We start from the raw sequence: 13,714 nt of genomic DNA, 5'->3' as shown, positions 1-13,714 counted from the left end.
TCCCGCGGGTGCCGCAACTTGGACGCATTCGGCCGCCTTCTATGAGGCGTGTCTGGGGGCACGGCCGTGCCGTGTTTGGACCAAACCTTCTAGGGGTATGACTGTGAAGAAAATTGTAATTGCTCTGGGTGCGACGCTTGCTCTGGTGACGGCTGCGAACGCTGCGGATCTGCCGCGTCGCCAGCCCGTTCCCGTCTATCCTGCGGAGCAGGCGCCGATCGGCAAGATGCCGATTGGCAAGAGCCCGATTGGAAAGGCCCCGATCGGCAAGGCGCCCGGCCCGGTCGCTGCGCGCTACTGACGCGCAACGGAAATACGCGCAAGAAATCTGCGTAAGCGGCCGGTAGTCGAGGGGCACAACGTGACGAACACATCTGATCGATCGGGATCCTGCATCCTCGCGGGATTCGCTCTCGCGGCGATGCTCGCCTGCACCACCCCCTCGGCCTCGGCCCACGAAGCGAACAAGCGCGTTGCCGACGCCAATGCGCTTGCTACGACCGACGCCGCATCACGACCGGCGCCGCAATCGACGCGGCGCTCCGTCGCACGCGCAGAGAAAGGTCCCTACTACGTCGACTTCCGCGCGCGGACGGCGGCGAGCTGGGGCCATGCGTTCGTCTGGTACGGCAAGACCAGCGAGCGCGCCGTCGAAGTCGCGGGCCTCACGCCCGCCGGCGACACTTGGGCCTATGTGCTCGGTCACCTCACCTGGGTGCCAGCCGAAACCGGCGCGAGCTACGGCGATCTCGATCCGGACTATCTGACCGCGAACTACCGCGTCTATCTGAGCGAAGCCGACGCCAAGCGCGTCTTCGCCTATATCAAGAAATTGCAGGCGAGCTCGCCGGTCTGGAACGCTGAGACCACCAACTGCACCGGCTTCATCGGCGACATCGCCGAGTTCATGGGCCTGCAGGTCCCCTACCGCTGGCAGCGCCCGGAAAAATTCGTCAACAGCCTCAAGGAAATGAACGGCGGCCGCCAGATGGTGCGGCTGTCGGCGGAGTAGTTCTACCGTCATTGCGAGCGCAGCGAAGCAATCCAGAGTCCCTCCGCGGAGACAGTCTGGATTGCTTCGCTGCGCTCGCAATGACGGTGTTGAAGCAGCGGGGCTAAGAACCGACTCAGCGGTGCCGGCCTGACGGAAACCGGCGTCCAATTATCCGCCCTGCGGAATCACCCTCATCGCTCGCATGACGCCCCGCACGCCCGGCTGATAGACTTTTCCTACCCCCGGCGGCATCCTGCCGCCATCAACCGATAACAGAGCGCCACGCGAGGCGGGGGAAACAGATCATGCTGCAGACACGGTTCACAAAGCTCGTCGGCGTCGAGCACCCGATCGTCCAGGGCGGCATGCAATGGGTCGGACGCGCCGAGCTGGTCGCCGCGGTCGCGAACGCTGGCGCGCTCGGCTTCATCACGGCGCTGACCCAGCCGACCCCGGAAGACCTGACCAAGGAGATCGCGCGCTGCCGCGACCTCACCGACAAGCCCTTTGGCGTCAACCTCACCATCCTGCCCGCGATCAAGCCGCCGCCCTACGCCGAATACCGCGCCGCCATCATCGAGGCCGGCATCACCGTGGTCGAGACCGCCGGCAACAAGCCGCAGGAGCATGTCGATGAGTTCAGGAGGCATGGCGTCAAGATCGTGCACAAATGCACCAGCGTCCGCCACGCGCTCTCGGCCGAGCGCATGGGCGTCGACGCCATCTCGATCGACGGGTTCGAATGCGCCGGCCACCCCGGCGAGGACGACACCCCCGGCCTGATCCTGATCCCGGCCGCCGCCAACAAGATCAAGATCCCGATGATCGCCTCGGGCGGCTTTGCCGATGCCCGCGGCCTCGTCGCCGCCCTGGCGCTCGGCGCCGAGGGCATCAACATGGGCACCCGCTTCATGGCCACCAAGGAAAGCCCGATCCACCAGCTCATCAAGGAGAAGATCGTCGCCAATGACGAGCGCGAGACCGAGCTGATCTTCCGTACCATGCGCAACACCTCGCGCGTTGCCAAAAACGACATCTCGACCAAGGTCGTCGCCATGGAGAAGGAAGGCGCGAAGTTCGAGGACATCCGCGAGCTGGTTGCGGGCGCCCGTGGTAAGATGGTCTATGCGACCGGCAATTCGGACGAAGGCATCTGGTCGGCGGGCCAGGTGCAGGGCCTGATCCAGGACATCCCGAGCTGCGCCGAGCTGATCTCCCGCATCGTGCGCGAGGCCGAAGCCATCATTCGCAGCCGGCTCGAAGGCATGATCGCTCATCCGAGCGCACAAGCCGCTGAATAATCACTGCAAGAAGCGAGAGTAATTCATGAAGGCTTATGTCTACGGCCCTGACGGCGCTCAGATTTCCGACGTCGCTCAACCAAAGCCTAAGGGCACGCAGGTGCTGGTCCGCGTCCGCGCCTGCGGGCTGAACCGCGCCGACACCGGCATGCGCAAGGGCCACGCCCATGGCGCCGCCGGCGGTGCCGGCACCGTGCTCGGCATGGAATGGGCCGGCGAGGTCGCCGAGCTCGGACCGGATGCCAAGGGCGTGAAGGTCGGCGACCGCATCATGGGCTCGGGCGGCGCGGCGTTCGCCGAATACACCCTGGCCGATCACGGCCGGCTGTTCCGCGCGCCATCGAACATGAACTTCGAGGAAGCCGCCACCCTGCCCGTCGCGCTCGCGACCATGCACAACGCGGTCGTCACCGTCGGCGGCATTCAGCCCGGCCAAGCCGTGCTGATCCAGGGGGCGAGCTCCGGCGTCGGTCTGATGGCGATGCAGATTGCGAGGCTCAAGGGCGCCAAGCTCGTGATCGGCTCGTCGACCGATCCCTATCGCCGCGGCCGGCTTAGGGAGTATGGCGCCGACCTCGCCGTCGACTCCTCCGACCCCAAATGGGTGGACGAGGTGCTGAAGGCGACGAACGGCGAAGGCGTCGACCTCATCGTCGACCAGGTCTCGGGCAAGGTCGCGAGCCAGAACCTCGCCGCCACCAAGGTCAAGGGCCGCATCGTCAATGTCGGCCGGCTCGGCGGCACCCATGCCGATTTCAACTTCGACCTGCATGCCGCACGCCGGATCGACTATGTCGGCGTCACCTTCCGCACCCGCACCATCGAGGAGGTCCGCGAGATCTTCGACGAGGTCCGCAAGGACATCTGGGGCGCGGTCGAGTCACGCAAGCTGCAGCTGCCGATCGACAAGGTCTATGCCTTCGCCGACATCGACAAGGCGTTCGAGCACATGGAGGCGAACAAGCATCTGGGGAAGATCGTCGTGACGCTGTGATGCCTGGCCGGGCGACGAGCGCGCGGTCTCGTAGGGTGGGCAAAGCGAAGCGTGCCCACCACAGCGGTTGATCAGGAGACACTTGTTGGTGGGCACGGCGCTACGCGCCTTTGCCCACCCTACGAGACTGAGCCAGTGGCATAAGCGAGCATTCAATTCGGAAGCATTCGCAATAGTTTCGCTCCTGCAACTCACTCGCGACTACAGCTGTGGATCGTCGCTTGATGTTCAGCCCTAGGCTGCTAAATCCCCGGCCATGAGCGCACAGCACAACAAGACCTCGGTCGCCGCAATCTCGATCTTCGCCAGCGGCGGCATGGCAGCGGCCAAGTTTGCGGTCGGGATCGCGATCGGCTCGCTGGCGCTGATTTCGGAGGCCCTGCATTCCTCGATCGACCTGGTCGCGACCATCATCACCTGGGCGGTGGTGCGGGTGTCCGACAAGCCGGCCGACGAAGAGCACCATTACGGCCACGGCAAGCTGGAGAGCATCTCCGCGCTCGGTGTCACCGCCCTGCTCTACGTGCTGGCCGGGGGCATCCTGGTCGAATCCTACAGCCGCCTGCGCGAGGGAACTCCGCCGCCGACCATCTCGGCCGTACCGTTCGTGGTGCTGGTGATCGACATCGTCGTGAACTTGTGGCGTGCCCGCGCCCTGCACCGCGCCGCACGGGAAACGCGCAGCCAGGCGCTCGCGGCGGACGCGCTGCATTTCGCCTCCGACGTACTCGGCTCGTTCGCCGTGATCATCGGCCTGATCCTGGCCGCCCTCGGCTTCTGGTGGGGCGACGCCGCGGCCGCTGCCGCCGTCGCCGTGATGATCGCCCTGCTCGGCCTGCGCATGGCCGGCTCGACCGTGCAGACGCTGGTCGATCGCGCCCCCGAGGGCGCGCAGGAGAAGGCCACGGCCGCGATCCTTGGCGTGCCCGGCGTGATCGACGTCGAGCGGTTGCGGCTGCGCATGGTGGGCGCGACCATGTTCATCGACACCATCGCGAAGGTGCCGCGAACCTATCCGATCGACCGCGTCGAGGAGATCAAGCGCAAGGCGCAGGCGGCGGTCGACAAGGCATTCGGCGACGCCGACCTTACCTTCACCGCCGTCCCCGTCGCGCGCGACAACGAGACCGTGCGCGACCGGATCATGGTCATCGCACACAATTCCGGCCTCGCCATCCACCACGTCACGGTGCACGACCTCGGCGCCAAGCTCATCGTCGGCATCGACCTCGAGGTCGACGCCGGGATGCAGCTCGACGCCGCCCATGACATCGCCAACACGCTGGAGCGCAGCATCCAGGAGGAGTTCGGCGCCGACGTCGAGGTGGACGTCCATATCGAACCATTGGAACCGGAACTGCCGTTCGGGGTCGATGCCGTGCCGGAACGGGTGCGGGCCATCGCCTCCGCCCTGACGGAATATGCCGCCGGCGGCGAGATCTACGACATCCACAATGTGCGTGTCCGCAACACCGACGCCGGCGAGATCGTCAATTTCCACTGCCGTGCCACGCCCTCGATGAGCGTGATCAAGGTGCACGAGCATGTCGACGCGATCGAGCGCGCGCTCCGCCGCGCGTTCCCGAGCGTGAAGCGCGTGATCAGTCACGCCGAGCCGCCGCGGGCGTGACGCGAAATGTGCGGGGAGTCACATGTTCTCGTTTCGGACTCGCCACGCACGTAAGTTTGCGGACGCAAAGTGCGCGTTGGATAAGAATAAATTCGCGTTAACGATTCGTTGACTCTCGACAGCCTGCGAAAACTGGATTCAAATCGGTCATGATTCGGAAGCGATGTGGGGCTGCTTCCGAACTTAAGTTGCAAGCAGGTTTTCCAGGGGGCAGAAGGCATGTCGCGTGCAGACGCCGCGAACGTGCGCGTCCAATCCGATTCGATCAAGGGATTGGCGCAATCGATCGCGAAACCTGCCTATCATCGGCTCCTGATCGCGGAGCCGGCGCTGCGCCGCGCCGTGCCGACGCTGATCATCGCGTTCCTGGTCACGATCTGTCTCGGCGCGTTCGTGCAGGTCGTCGATCAGACGCGCCAGAAGCGGCAGGTGCTCCGCCACGACATCTCGGCGCTGGCCGACCTGCTCGCAGAGCGGATCGATCGCCTGACCTCGTCGCGGCAGGAGCGGCTCAAGAACATCGAGAACCTGCCGACGCTGCTGCCCGATCTGATCCCGTCCTGGGGCACGGCCTCCGGCCGCCACGTCGTCGTCACCTCGGCCGGCGTCGACCGCCGCATCCTCGCCCGCATTCCGATCGACCGCGACCCCTCAGGCAACGACCGCCTGCTCGATGCGATCACCACGGCGCAACTGGTCGCGGCGCCGCCGCGCGACAACAACGTCTCCGACATGACGCTGCCGAACGGCAACGCCGCGATGGTGACCTCGCGGCAGATCAAGTCGCTGCCGGGCCTCGTCACCGTGATCCAGGAGCGCAACGAGCCGATCTGGGGCTCGGACGCCGCGCTCTCGGTGACGCTGTCGGCGACCACCGGCTTCGTGGTCCTGATCCTCGGCTTCGCCTTCCACTGGCAGTCGACCCGCGCCCGCGAGGGCGACCTCATCAACGACGCCGTGCGCGGCCGCATCGACACCGCGCTCAACCGCGGCCGCTGCGGCCTGTGGGACTGGGATCTGTCGCGCGGCCGGATCTTCTGGTCGCAGTCGATGTTTTCGATGCTCGGCCTCGACGGTCGTAACGAGCTCCTCACCTTCGGCGAGGTCAACGCGCTGGTGAAGTCCGACGACATCGACCTGTTCGAGATCGCCGACCAGCTCATCTCCGGGAAGATCGACCATATCGACCAGACCTTCCGCATGCAGCACGTCGACGGTCACTGGATCTGGCTCCGCGTCCGCTGCGAGAAGACGCACGGGGCGACCGATTCCAGCGTGCACCTGATCGGGATCGCCGTCGACATCACCGAGCAGAAGAGCCTCGCCGAACGCACCGTCGAAGCCGACCTCCGCCTGCGCGACGCCATCGAGACCATTCCGGAGGCCTTCGTGCTGTGGGACGCGAGCGACCGCCTCGTGCTCTGCAACTCGCACTTCCAGCGCCTGCACAAGCTGCCCGACAGCGCCGTCATCCCCGGCACCTCCTACGAGACCGTGCTCGAAGTCGGCCGCATGCCGGAGGTGCGCACCCGCCACAACGAGACGGCCAGCCAGGGTCCGGGCGCACGCACCTTCGAGGCGCAGCTCGACGACGGCAGCTGGCTGCACATCAGCGAGCGCCGCACCAAGGACGGCGGCTACGTCTCGGTCGGCACCGACATCACCCGCATCAAGGAGCACGAGCAGAAGCTGGTCGACAACGATCTGCGCCTGCGCGCCACCGTCATCGACCTGAAGCGCTCCCAGGCGGCGCTGGAGCGCCAGACCAACGAGCTCGCCGACCTCGCCGAGAAGTATCAGCGCGAGAAGACCCGCGCCGAGGAAGCCAACCAGACCAAGTCGAAATTCCTCGCCAATATGAGCCACGAGCTGCGCACGCCGCTCAACGCCATCATCGGCTTCTCCGAGATCATGGGCTCGGGCATGTTCGGCGAGCTCGGCTCGGAGAAGTACCAGGAATACTGCCAGGACATCCTGACCAGCGGCCATTACCTGCTCGAAGTCATCAACGACATCCTCGACATGTCCAAGATCGAAGCCGGCCGCATGAAGCTCGACATGGAAGAGCTCGACCTCGGACAGACGCTCGCGGAGTCCCTCCGCGTCGTCTCCGGCCGCGCGCAGGACAAGCATCTGACGCTCGACGCCGGGATCGAGAAATCGATCTCGGTCGTTGCCGACCGCCGCGCGACCAAGCAGATCATCGTCAACCTGCTCTCCAATGCGGTGAAATTCACGCCCGACGGCGGACGCATCGTGGTGCGCAGCCGACAGCTCGACGACAAGATCGTGCTGTTGATCGCCGACACCGGCATCGGGATCGCGCCGCATTCGCTGGCACGGCTCGGCCGCCCGTTCGAGCAGGTCGAGAGCCAGCTCACCAAGACCTACCACGGCTCCGGACTTGGACTTGCGATCGCGCGCTCGCTGGCGCAGCTCCACGGCGGCTCGATGCGGCTGCGCTCGAAGATCGAGGTGGGCACCGTCGTCCGCGTGACCCTGCCGCGCGATGCGATCAAGGCGGCGTCCGGGATGTCGGCTGCGGCCTAGAGCATGGCGGGAAGCTCGCCTGCGGCCATCCTTCGAGACGCCCGCCTCCGGCGGGCCCTCAGGATGAGGGCAGAGTGCGCAGCAGCAGTTTCAGCGAACACCGATACAACGGAGCCTCATCCTGAGGAGACCGCGAAGCGGTCGTCTCGAAGGACGAGGCGCTTGCTCGGGCCCTGCCGAACCGGTATCCACTTCGCTCGAAAACGCTGTAGACCCTACAATTGCAGCGACGGCGCCACTTCGCGCGCGACGTTGACCAGCGCCGCGATCAGCGGCGTCATCGGATCGCGCTGCGGGATCACCATGCCGATGCTGTAATTGACATCAGGATCGGTGATCGGGATCGAACGCACCGTATCGGACAGGCCGAGCGTCTCGGCAAGCTTGGCCGGCATCACGCTCGCCCAGCGCCCCGTCTTCACATGCGTGAACAGCACGAGCAGCGAGTTCGAGGTCAGGGTTGGCGTCGCCTCCGCGCCGACCGAGCGGAGCGCGCGGTCGATGATGCGGCGGTTCTGCATGTCGGGCGTCAGCAGGCACAGCGGCACCTGCCCGACCTCCTTCCACGTCACCGTCTCGCGATCGCCGAACATTCCATCCGGCGCGGTCAGCAGGCGATAGCTCTCGTTGTAGAGCGGAATGGTGCGCACCTTGCCGATCGGCTCGTTCTCGATATAGGTCAGCCCCGCATCGACCTCGAGATTTTCGAGCAGCCCCAGCACCTCGGATGAGGTGGTGGACTGGATGCGAAATCGCACCTCGGGATGCTTGGCGCGGAACGGCGTCGTCAGCTGGGCGACCATGCCGAGCACGGTCGGGATCGCCGCGATGCGGATTTCGCCGGAGAGCTGATGCTTCAGCCCGTTGATCTCGTCACGCATGGCGCGGGCATCGCCCACGATCCGCCGCGCCCAATCCAGCGCGCGCTCGCCCTCGGGGGTAAAACCCTGGAAGCGGGAGCCGCGCTGGACCAGCATCACGCCGAGGATCTCCTCGAGCTGCTTGAGCCCGGTCGACATCGTCGGTTGCGTCACGCCGCAGACTTCTGCAGCGCGTCCGAAATGCCGCTCCTTCGCCAGCGCCAGCAGCAGTTCAAGCTTGTCGATCAACCGGTCGTCCCCTCGGATGCCATCGTGGCATGCAAGCTAGCACGGCAGGTCATTACCAACACGGAAAAACCGGCAAGCGGAACGCGATTAATTGCATTTCCGTATCGCCCGATTGCGCTTCCAGATCGATCAGAATTCGCAATCGCAGCATGAGACAGCTTTATTGATCTTCGAACGATTCCAAATAGTTTGCGATCAAGGGACGCTCAATCTGAGAACAAAGAATGACAGCGGTTTACGAGCCTTGGGACGAGACGCGCGGCGCAGAGATCATCGCCGAACATGCGAAGCAAGAGGGCGCGACGCTGGTCATCCTGCACGCCCTTCAGAAGGCGTTCGGCTATGTGCCGGAGGCGGCGATCCCCATGGTGGCGCAGGCGCTGAATCTGTCGCGCGCCGAGGTGCATGGCGTGTTCACCTTCTACCATGATTTCCGGCACAAGCCGGCCGGACGTCATGTCCTGAAGCTTTGTCGCGCGGAAGCGTGTCAGGCTGCGGGCGGCGATGCTCTCGCTGCGCGCGCCGAGGCGAAGCTTGGCGTGCCCCTCGGCAACACGACCGCCGATGATCGCGTCACGCTGGAGCCGATCTACTGCCTCGGGCTGTGCGCGACCGCACCGTCCGCCATGCTCGACGGCCGCCTCATTGGCCGGCTCGATGAGAAGCGCCTCGATGCACTGGTCGCGGAGGCACAGCGATGAGCATGCGTCTATTCGTCTCACGCGATGCGGGTGCGATTGCGGTTGGCGCCGACGAGGTTGCGCTGGCGCTGGAGCAGGATGCGGCCAAGCGCGGCGTTGCAGTCGAGATCGTCAGGACCGGCTCGCGCGGCATGTACTGGCTGGAGCCGCTGGTCGAGGTTGCGACGCCGCAGGGCCGGATCGCGTTCGGCCCGGTCACCGAGGCCGATGTGCCCTCCCTGCTCGACGCCCTCGCCAGCAACACGCCGCATCTGCTGCGGCTGGGCGCAACCGACGAGATCCCCTGGCTGAAGCGCCAGACCCGTCTCACCTTCGCCCGCTGCGGCGTGATCGATCCGCGCTCGCTTGACGACTACCGCGCCCATGGCGGCTACAAGGGCCTCGAGCGCGCGCTGTCGCTCGGCTCGGATGCGATCCTCGCCGAGGTCACCGCATCCGGCCTGCGTGGCCGCGGCGGTGCGGGCTTCCCCACCGGCATCAAGTGGAAGACCGTCGCGCAAGCGAAGGCCGACCGCAAATTCATCGTCTGCAACGCCGACGAAGGCGACAGCGGCACCTTCGCCGACCGCATGATCATGGAAGGCGACCCCTTCCTGGTGATCGAGGGCATGACGACCGCCGGCATCACCGTCGGCGCGACCAAGGGCTACATCTACATCCGCAGCGAATACCCGCACGCAGTCGAAGCGATGAACGCGGCCATCAAGGCAGCAAAGCGCGGCGGCTATCTCGGCGACAAGATCGGCGGCTCCACCTACAGCTTCGATCTCGAAGTGCGGGTCGGCGCCGGCGCTTACGTTTGCGGCGAAGAGACCTCGCTGCTGGAAAGCCTCGAAGGCCGCCGTGGCCTGGTCCGCGCCAAGCCGCCGCTGCCCGCGCATCACGGCCTGTTCGGCGAGCCGACCGTCATCAACAACGTGCTGTCATTCGCCGCCATCCCCTTCATCCTCGCCGAAGCAAGGCCTACGCTGATTTCGGCATGGGCCGCTCGCGCGGCACGATGCCGATCCAGCTCGCCGGCAACATCCGCCATGGCGGGCTGTTCGAGACGGCGTTCGGCGTGACGCTCGGCGAGCTCGTCGACGACATCGGCGGCGGCACGTTCACGGGCCGTCCGGTTCGCGCGGTGCAGGTCGGCGGCCCTCTCGGCGCCTACTTCCCGCGCGCGCTGTTCGACACCCCGTTCGACTACGAAGCCTTCGCCGCACGCGACGGCCTGATCGGCCATGGCGGCATCGTCGTGTTCGACGACAGCGTCGACATGCGCAGGCAGGCGCGCTTCGCCATGGAATTCTGCGCCATCGAATCCTGCGGCAAGTGCACGCCCTGCCGGATCGGCTCGACCCGTGGCGTCGAGACCGTCGAAAAGATCATCCGCGGCGAGCGCGTGAGCGAAAATCTCGCGCTCGTCGAAGACCTCTGCAACACCATGAAATTCGGCTCGCTCTGCGCACTCGGGGGCTTCACGCCCTACCCCGTGCTCAGCGCGTTGAAGCATTTCCGGGAAGATTTCATCCCGGCCCCGACCACGCTTCAGGCCGCGGAATAGGAGAACGACGATGTCTCTGATCGAAGAAATCGACTACGGCACACCGCGCTCCAAATCGACGACGATGGTGACGCTGACCATCGACGGCAACCAGGTCACGGTGCCCGAGGGCACCTCGATCATGCGGGCCGCGATGGATGCAGGCCACCAGATCCCAAAACTCTGCGCGACCGACATGGTCGACGCGTTCGGCTCCTGCCGTCTCTGCGTCGTCGAGATCGAGGGCCGCGCCGGCACGCCGGCCTCCTGCACGACGCCTGCCATGAACGGCCTCGTCGTGCACACCCAGAGCGAACGGCTGAAGAAGCTGCGCAAGGGCGTGATGGAGCTCTACATCTCCGACCATCCGCTTGACTGCCTCACCTGCGGCGCCAATGGCGATTGCGAATTGCAGGACATGGCCGGCGCCGTGGGCCTCCGCGACGTGCGCTACGGCTATGAGGGCGAGAACCACGTCTTCGCAAAATCCCATGGCGAGATCAACGCCGCCTGGATGCCGAAGGACGAGTCCAATCCTTACTTCACCTACGATCCCTCCAAGTGCATCGTCTGCTCGCGCTGCGTCCGCGCCTGCGAGGAAGTGCAAGGCACCTTCGCACTGACCATCTCGGGCCGCGGCTTCGACAGCCGCGTTTCGCCCGGCATGAGCGAGAGCTTCCTCGGCTCCGAATGCGTCTCCTGCGGCGCCTGCGTGCAGGCTTGCCCGACCGCGACGCTGACGGAAAAGTCGGTGATCGAGATCGGCCAGCCCGAGCACTCCGTCGTCACCACCTGCGCCTATTGCGGCGTCGGCTGCGCCTTCAAGGCCGAGATGCGCGGCGAGGAAGTCGTGCGCATGGTGCCGTACAAGGACGGCAAGGCCAATCGCGGCCATTCCTGCGTCAAGGGCCGCTTCGCCTGGGGCTACACCAACCACAAGGAGCGCATCCTCAACCCGATGATCCGCGAGCGGATCGAGGATCCCTGGCGCGAAGTGTCCTGGGATGAGGCGTTCTCGTTTGCCGCTGCCAAGATGCGCGGCATCCAGAAGAAATACGGCCGTGACGCCATCGGCGGCATCACCTCGTCCCGTTGCACCAACGAAGAAACCTATCTGGTGCAGAAGCTGATCCGCGGCGGCTTCGGCAACAACAATGTCGACACCTGCGCCCGCGTCTGCCATTCGCCGACCGGTTATGGTCTGTCGCAGACCTTCGGCACGTCGGCCGGCACGCAGGACTTCGACTCGGTGGAAGATACCGACGTCGCGGTCATCATTGGTGCAAATCCCGCCTCCGCTCACCCGGTGTTCGCTTCGCGCCTGAAGAAGCGGCTGCGCCAGGGCGCAAAGCTGATCGTGATCGATCCGCGCCGCACCGAAATGGTGGAATCGCCGCACGTAAAGGCGTTGCACCTGCCGCTGATGCCCGGCACCAACGTTGCCGTCGTGACGGCGCTGGCGCATGTCATCGTCACCGAGGGCCTCGCCAACGAAGCCTTCGTGCGCGAGCGCTGCGACTGGGCCGAGTTCGAGGAATGGGCCGCCTTCGTCGCCCAGCCGAAACACAGCCCGGAAGCCACCGCGATCCTCACCGGCGTCGATCCGCAGGTGTTGCGTGAAGCCGCGCGCATCTACGCCACCGGCGGCAATGGCGCGATCTATTACGGCCTCGGCGTCACCGAGCACAGCCAGGGTTCGACCACCGTGATCGCGATCGCCAACCTCGCGATGGCGACCGGCAATATCGGCCGCCCCGGCGTCGGCGTGAACCCGCTGCGCGGCCAGAACAACGTGCAGGGTTCCTGCGACATGGGCTCGTTCCCGCACGAGCTGCCCGGCTATCGCCACATCTCGGGCGACGCCGTGCGCGACCAGTTCGAAGCGCTGTGGAACGTCAAGCTCAACCCGGAGCCGGGCCTGCGCATTCCCAATATGTTCGACGCCGCGATCGAAGGCACGTTCATGGGCATCTACGTGCAGGGCGAGGACATCCTCCAGTCCGATCCCAACACCAAGCACGTCGTGGCGGCGCTGTCGTCGATGGAATGCGTCATCGTTCACGACCTCTTCCTGAACGAGACCGCAAACTACGCCCATGTCTTCCTGCCCGGCTCGAGCTTCCTCGAGAAGGACGGCACCTTCACCAACGCCGAGCGCCGCATCCAGCGCGTCCGCAAGGTGATGACGCCGAAGAACGGCATGGCCGACTGGGAGGTCACCATCGCCCTCGCCAAGGCCATGGGTTTCGAGATGAACTACAGCCATCCGTCCGAGATCATGGACGAGATCGCGGCACTGACGCCGACGTTTACCGGCGTCTCCTACGCCAAGCTCGACGAACTCGGCTCGGTGCAGTGGCCCTGCAACGAGAAAGCGCCGGAGGGCACCCCGGTGATGCATATCGGCGGCTTCGTCCGCGGCAAGGGCAAGTTCATCGTCACCGAATATGTCGCGACCGACGAGCGTACCGGCCCCCGCTTCCCGCTGCTGCTCACCACGGGCCGCATCCTCAGCCAGTACAATGTCGGCGCGCAGACAAGGCGCACCGAGAACGTGGTCTGGCATGCCGAGGACCGGCTCGAGATTCATCCGCACGACGCCGAGCAGCGCGGTGTGCGTGACGGCGACTGGGTGCGGCTCGCGAGCCGTGCGGGCGAAACCACGCTGCGCGCGGAGATCACCGACCGCGTCTCACCGGGCGTCGTCTACACCACCTTCCATCACCCGGACACGCAGGCCAACGTCATCACCACCGACTATTCGGATTGGGCCACCAACTGCCCCGAATACAAGGTCACCGCGGTGCAGATCTCGCCGTCGAACGGCCCGTCCGACTGGCAGAAGGCCTATGACGCGCAGGCGCAGCACTCCCGCCGCATCGCGCCGGCCGAGGCAGCGGAGTAACG

The 13,714-nt window shown here is 65.6% G+C and carries 9 protein-coding genes and 1 pseudogene; 9 read left to right on the top strand and 1 reads right to left on the bottom strand.

Annotated features, from left to right (window positions below):
* The first annotated feature begins 97 nt into the window (after positions 1 to 97).
* The 6 genes from AB7535_RS06695 to AB7535_RS06670 all read left to right on the top strand — a co-directional run bounded on the left by AB7535_RS06695 (position 98) and on the right by AB7535_RS06670 (position 7,469).
* Positions 98 to 301, top strand: coding sequence for a hypothetical protein (locus AB7535_RS06695; RefSeq protein ID WP_063984531.1), 204 nt, complete (start codon positions 98 to 100; stop codon positions 299 to 301).
* 60 nt (positions 302 to 361) lie between these two features.
* Positions 362 to 1,012: a hypothetical protein gene (locus AB7535_RS06690; RefSeq protein WP_071915558.1), complete on the top strand. Its 651-nt coding sequence runs from the start codon at positions 362 to 364 to the stop codon at positions 1,010 to 1,012.
* A gap of 287 nt (positions 1,013 to 1,299) precedes the next feature.
* On the top strand, positions 1,300 to 2,295 hold the full coding sequence (locus AB7535_RS06685) for an NAD(P)H-dependent flavin oxidoreductase (RefSeq protein ID WP_063984534.1): 996 nt from the start codon (positions 1,300 to 1,302) through the stop codon (positions 2,293 to 2,295).
* A 25-nt stretch (positions 2,296 to 2,320) separates the two neighbouring features.
* On the top strand, positions 2,321 to 3,289 hold the full coding sequence (locus AB7535_RS06680) for a quinone oxidoreductase family protein (RefSeq protein WP_085400614.1): 969 nt from the start codon (positions 2,321 to 2,323) through the stop codon (positions 3,287 to 3,289).
* Between the two features lie 256 nt (positions 3,290 to 3,545).
* The gene (locus AB7535_RS06675; RefSeq protein WP_085400612.1) at positions 3,546 to 4,919 is read left to right on the top strand and encodes a cation-efflux pump; all 1,374 of its coding nucleotides are present in this window, start codon (positions 3,546 to 3,548) and stop codon (positions 4,917 to 4,919) included.
* 219 nt (positions 4,920 to 5,138) lie between these two features.
* A complete protein-coding gene (locus AB7535_RS06670; protein WP_085400611.1) occupies positions 5,139 to 7,469 on the top strand; it encodes a PAS domain-containing sensor histidine kinase in 2,331 nt (776 codons plus the stop codon).
* A gap of 215 nt (positions 7,470 to 7,684) precedes the next feature.
* Here the strand turns inward: AB7535_RS06670 and AB7535_RS06665 are convergent, their stop codons facing one another.
* Entirely contained in the window at positions 7,685 to 8,578 is an 894-nt protein-coding gene (locus AB7535_RS06665) for a LysR family transcriptional regulator (protein WP_014496684.1), read from the bottom strand.
* 224 nt (positions 8,579 to 8,802) lie between these two features.
* Here AB7535_RS06665 and AB7535_RS06660 point away from each other — a divergent pair, with 224 nt between their 5' ends.
* From AB7535_RS06660 to fdhF, 3 genes and pseudogenes are all read left to right on the top strand, one after another.
* Complete coding sequence (locus AB7535_RS06660) at positions 8,803 to 9,279, top strand: formate dehydrogenase subunit gamma (protein ID WP_354112452.1); 477 nt, start codon at positions 8,803 to 8,805, stop codon at positions 9,277 to 9,279.
* Positions 9,276 to 10,828 (top strand): annotated as a pseudogene (locus AB7535_RS06655) (formate dehydrogenase beta subunit). The gene AB7535_RS06660 and the pseudogene AB7535_RS06655 overlap by 4 nt, the downstream one beginning before the upstream one ends.
* Before the next feature lie 10 nt (positions 10,829 to 10,838).
* Positions 10,839 to 13,712, top strand: coding sequence for a formate dehydrogenase subunit alpha (gene fdhF / locus AB7535_RS06650; protein ID WP_028155556.1), 2,874 nt, complete (start codon positions 10,839 to 10,841; stop codon positions 13,710 to 13,712).
* Positions 13,713 to 13,714: the final 2 nt, after the last annotated feature.

This window comes from Bradyrhizobium sp. 956_D2_N1_4 (genome assembly GCF_052076025.1).
Lineage (GTDB): Bacteria > Pseudomonadota > Alphaproteobacteria > Rhizobiales > Xanthobacteraceae > Bradyrhizobium > Bradyrhizobium barranii.
The sequence above is the reverse complement of the archived record's forward strand: the minus strand, read 5'-3'. Positions and strand labels throughout refer to the sequence as shown.

Excerpts from the sequence above, each read along its gene's own strand:
- fdhF (WP_028155556.1), top strand. The coding sequence starts at position 10,839 with ATGTCTCTGATCGAAGAAATCGACTACGGCACACCGCGCTCCAAATCG.
- AB7535_RS06675 (WP_085400612.1), top strand. The coding sequence starts at position 3,546 with ATGAGCGCACAGCACAACAAGACCTCGGTCGCCGCAATCTCGATCTTC.
- AB7535_RS06680 (WP_085400614.1), top strand. The coding sequence starts at position 2,321 with ATGAAGGCTTATGTCTACGGCCCTGACGGCGCTCAGATTTCCGACGTC.
- AB7535_RS06670 (WP_085400611.1), top strand. The coding sequence starts at position 5,139 with ATGTCGCGTGCAGACGCCGCGAACGTGCGCGTCCAATCCGATTCGATC.
- AB7535_RS06660 (WP_354112452.1), top strand. The coding sequence starts at position 8,803 with ATGACAGCGGTTTACGAGCCTTGGGACGAGACGCGCGGCGCAGAGATC.
- AB7535_RS06685 (WP_063984534.1), top strand. The coding sequence starts at position 1,300 with ATGCTGCAGACACGGTTCACAAAGCTCGTCGGCGTCGAGCACCCGATC.
- AB7535_RS06695 (WP_063984531.1), top strand. The coding sequence starts at position 98 with ATGACTGTGAAGAAAATTGTAATTGCTCTGGGTGCGACGCTTGCTCTG.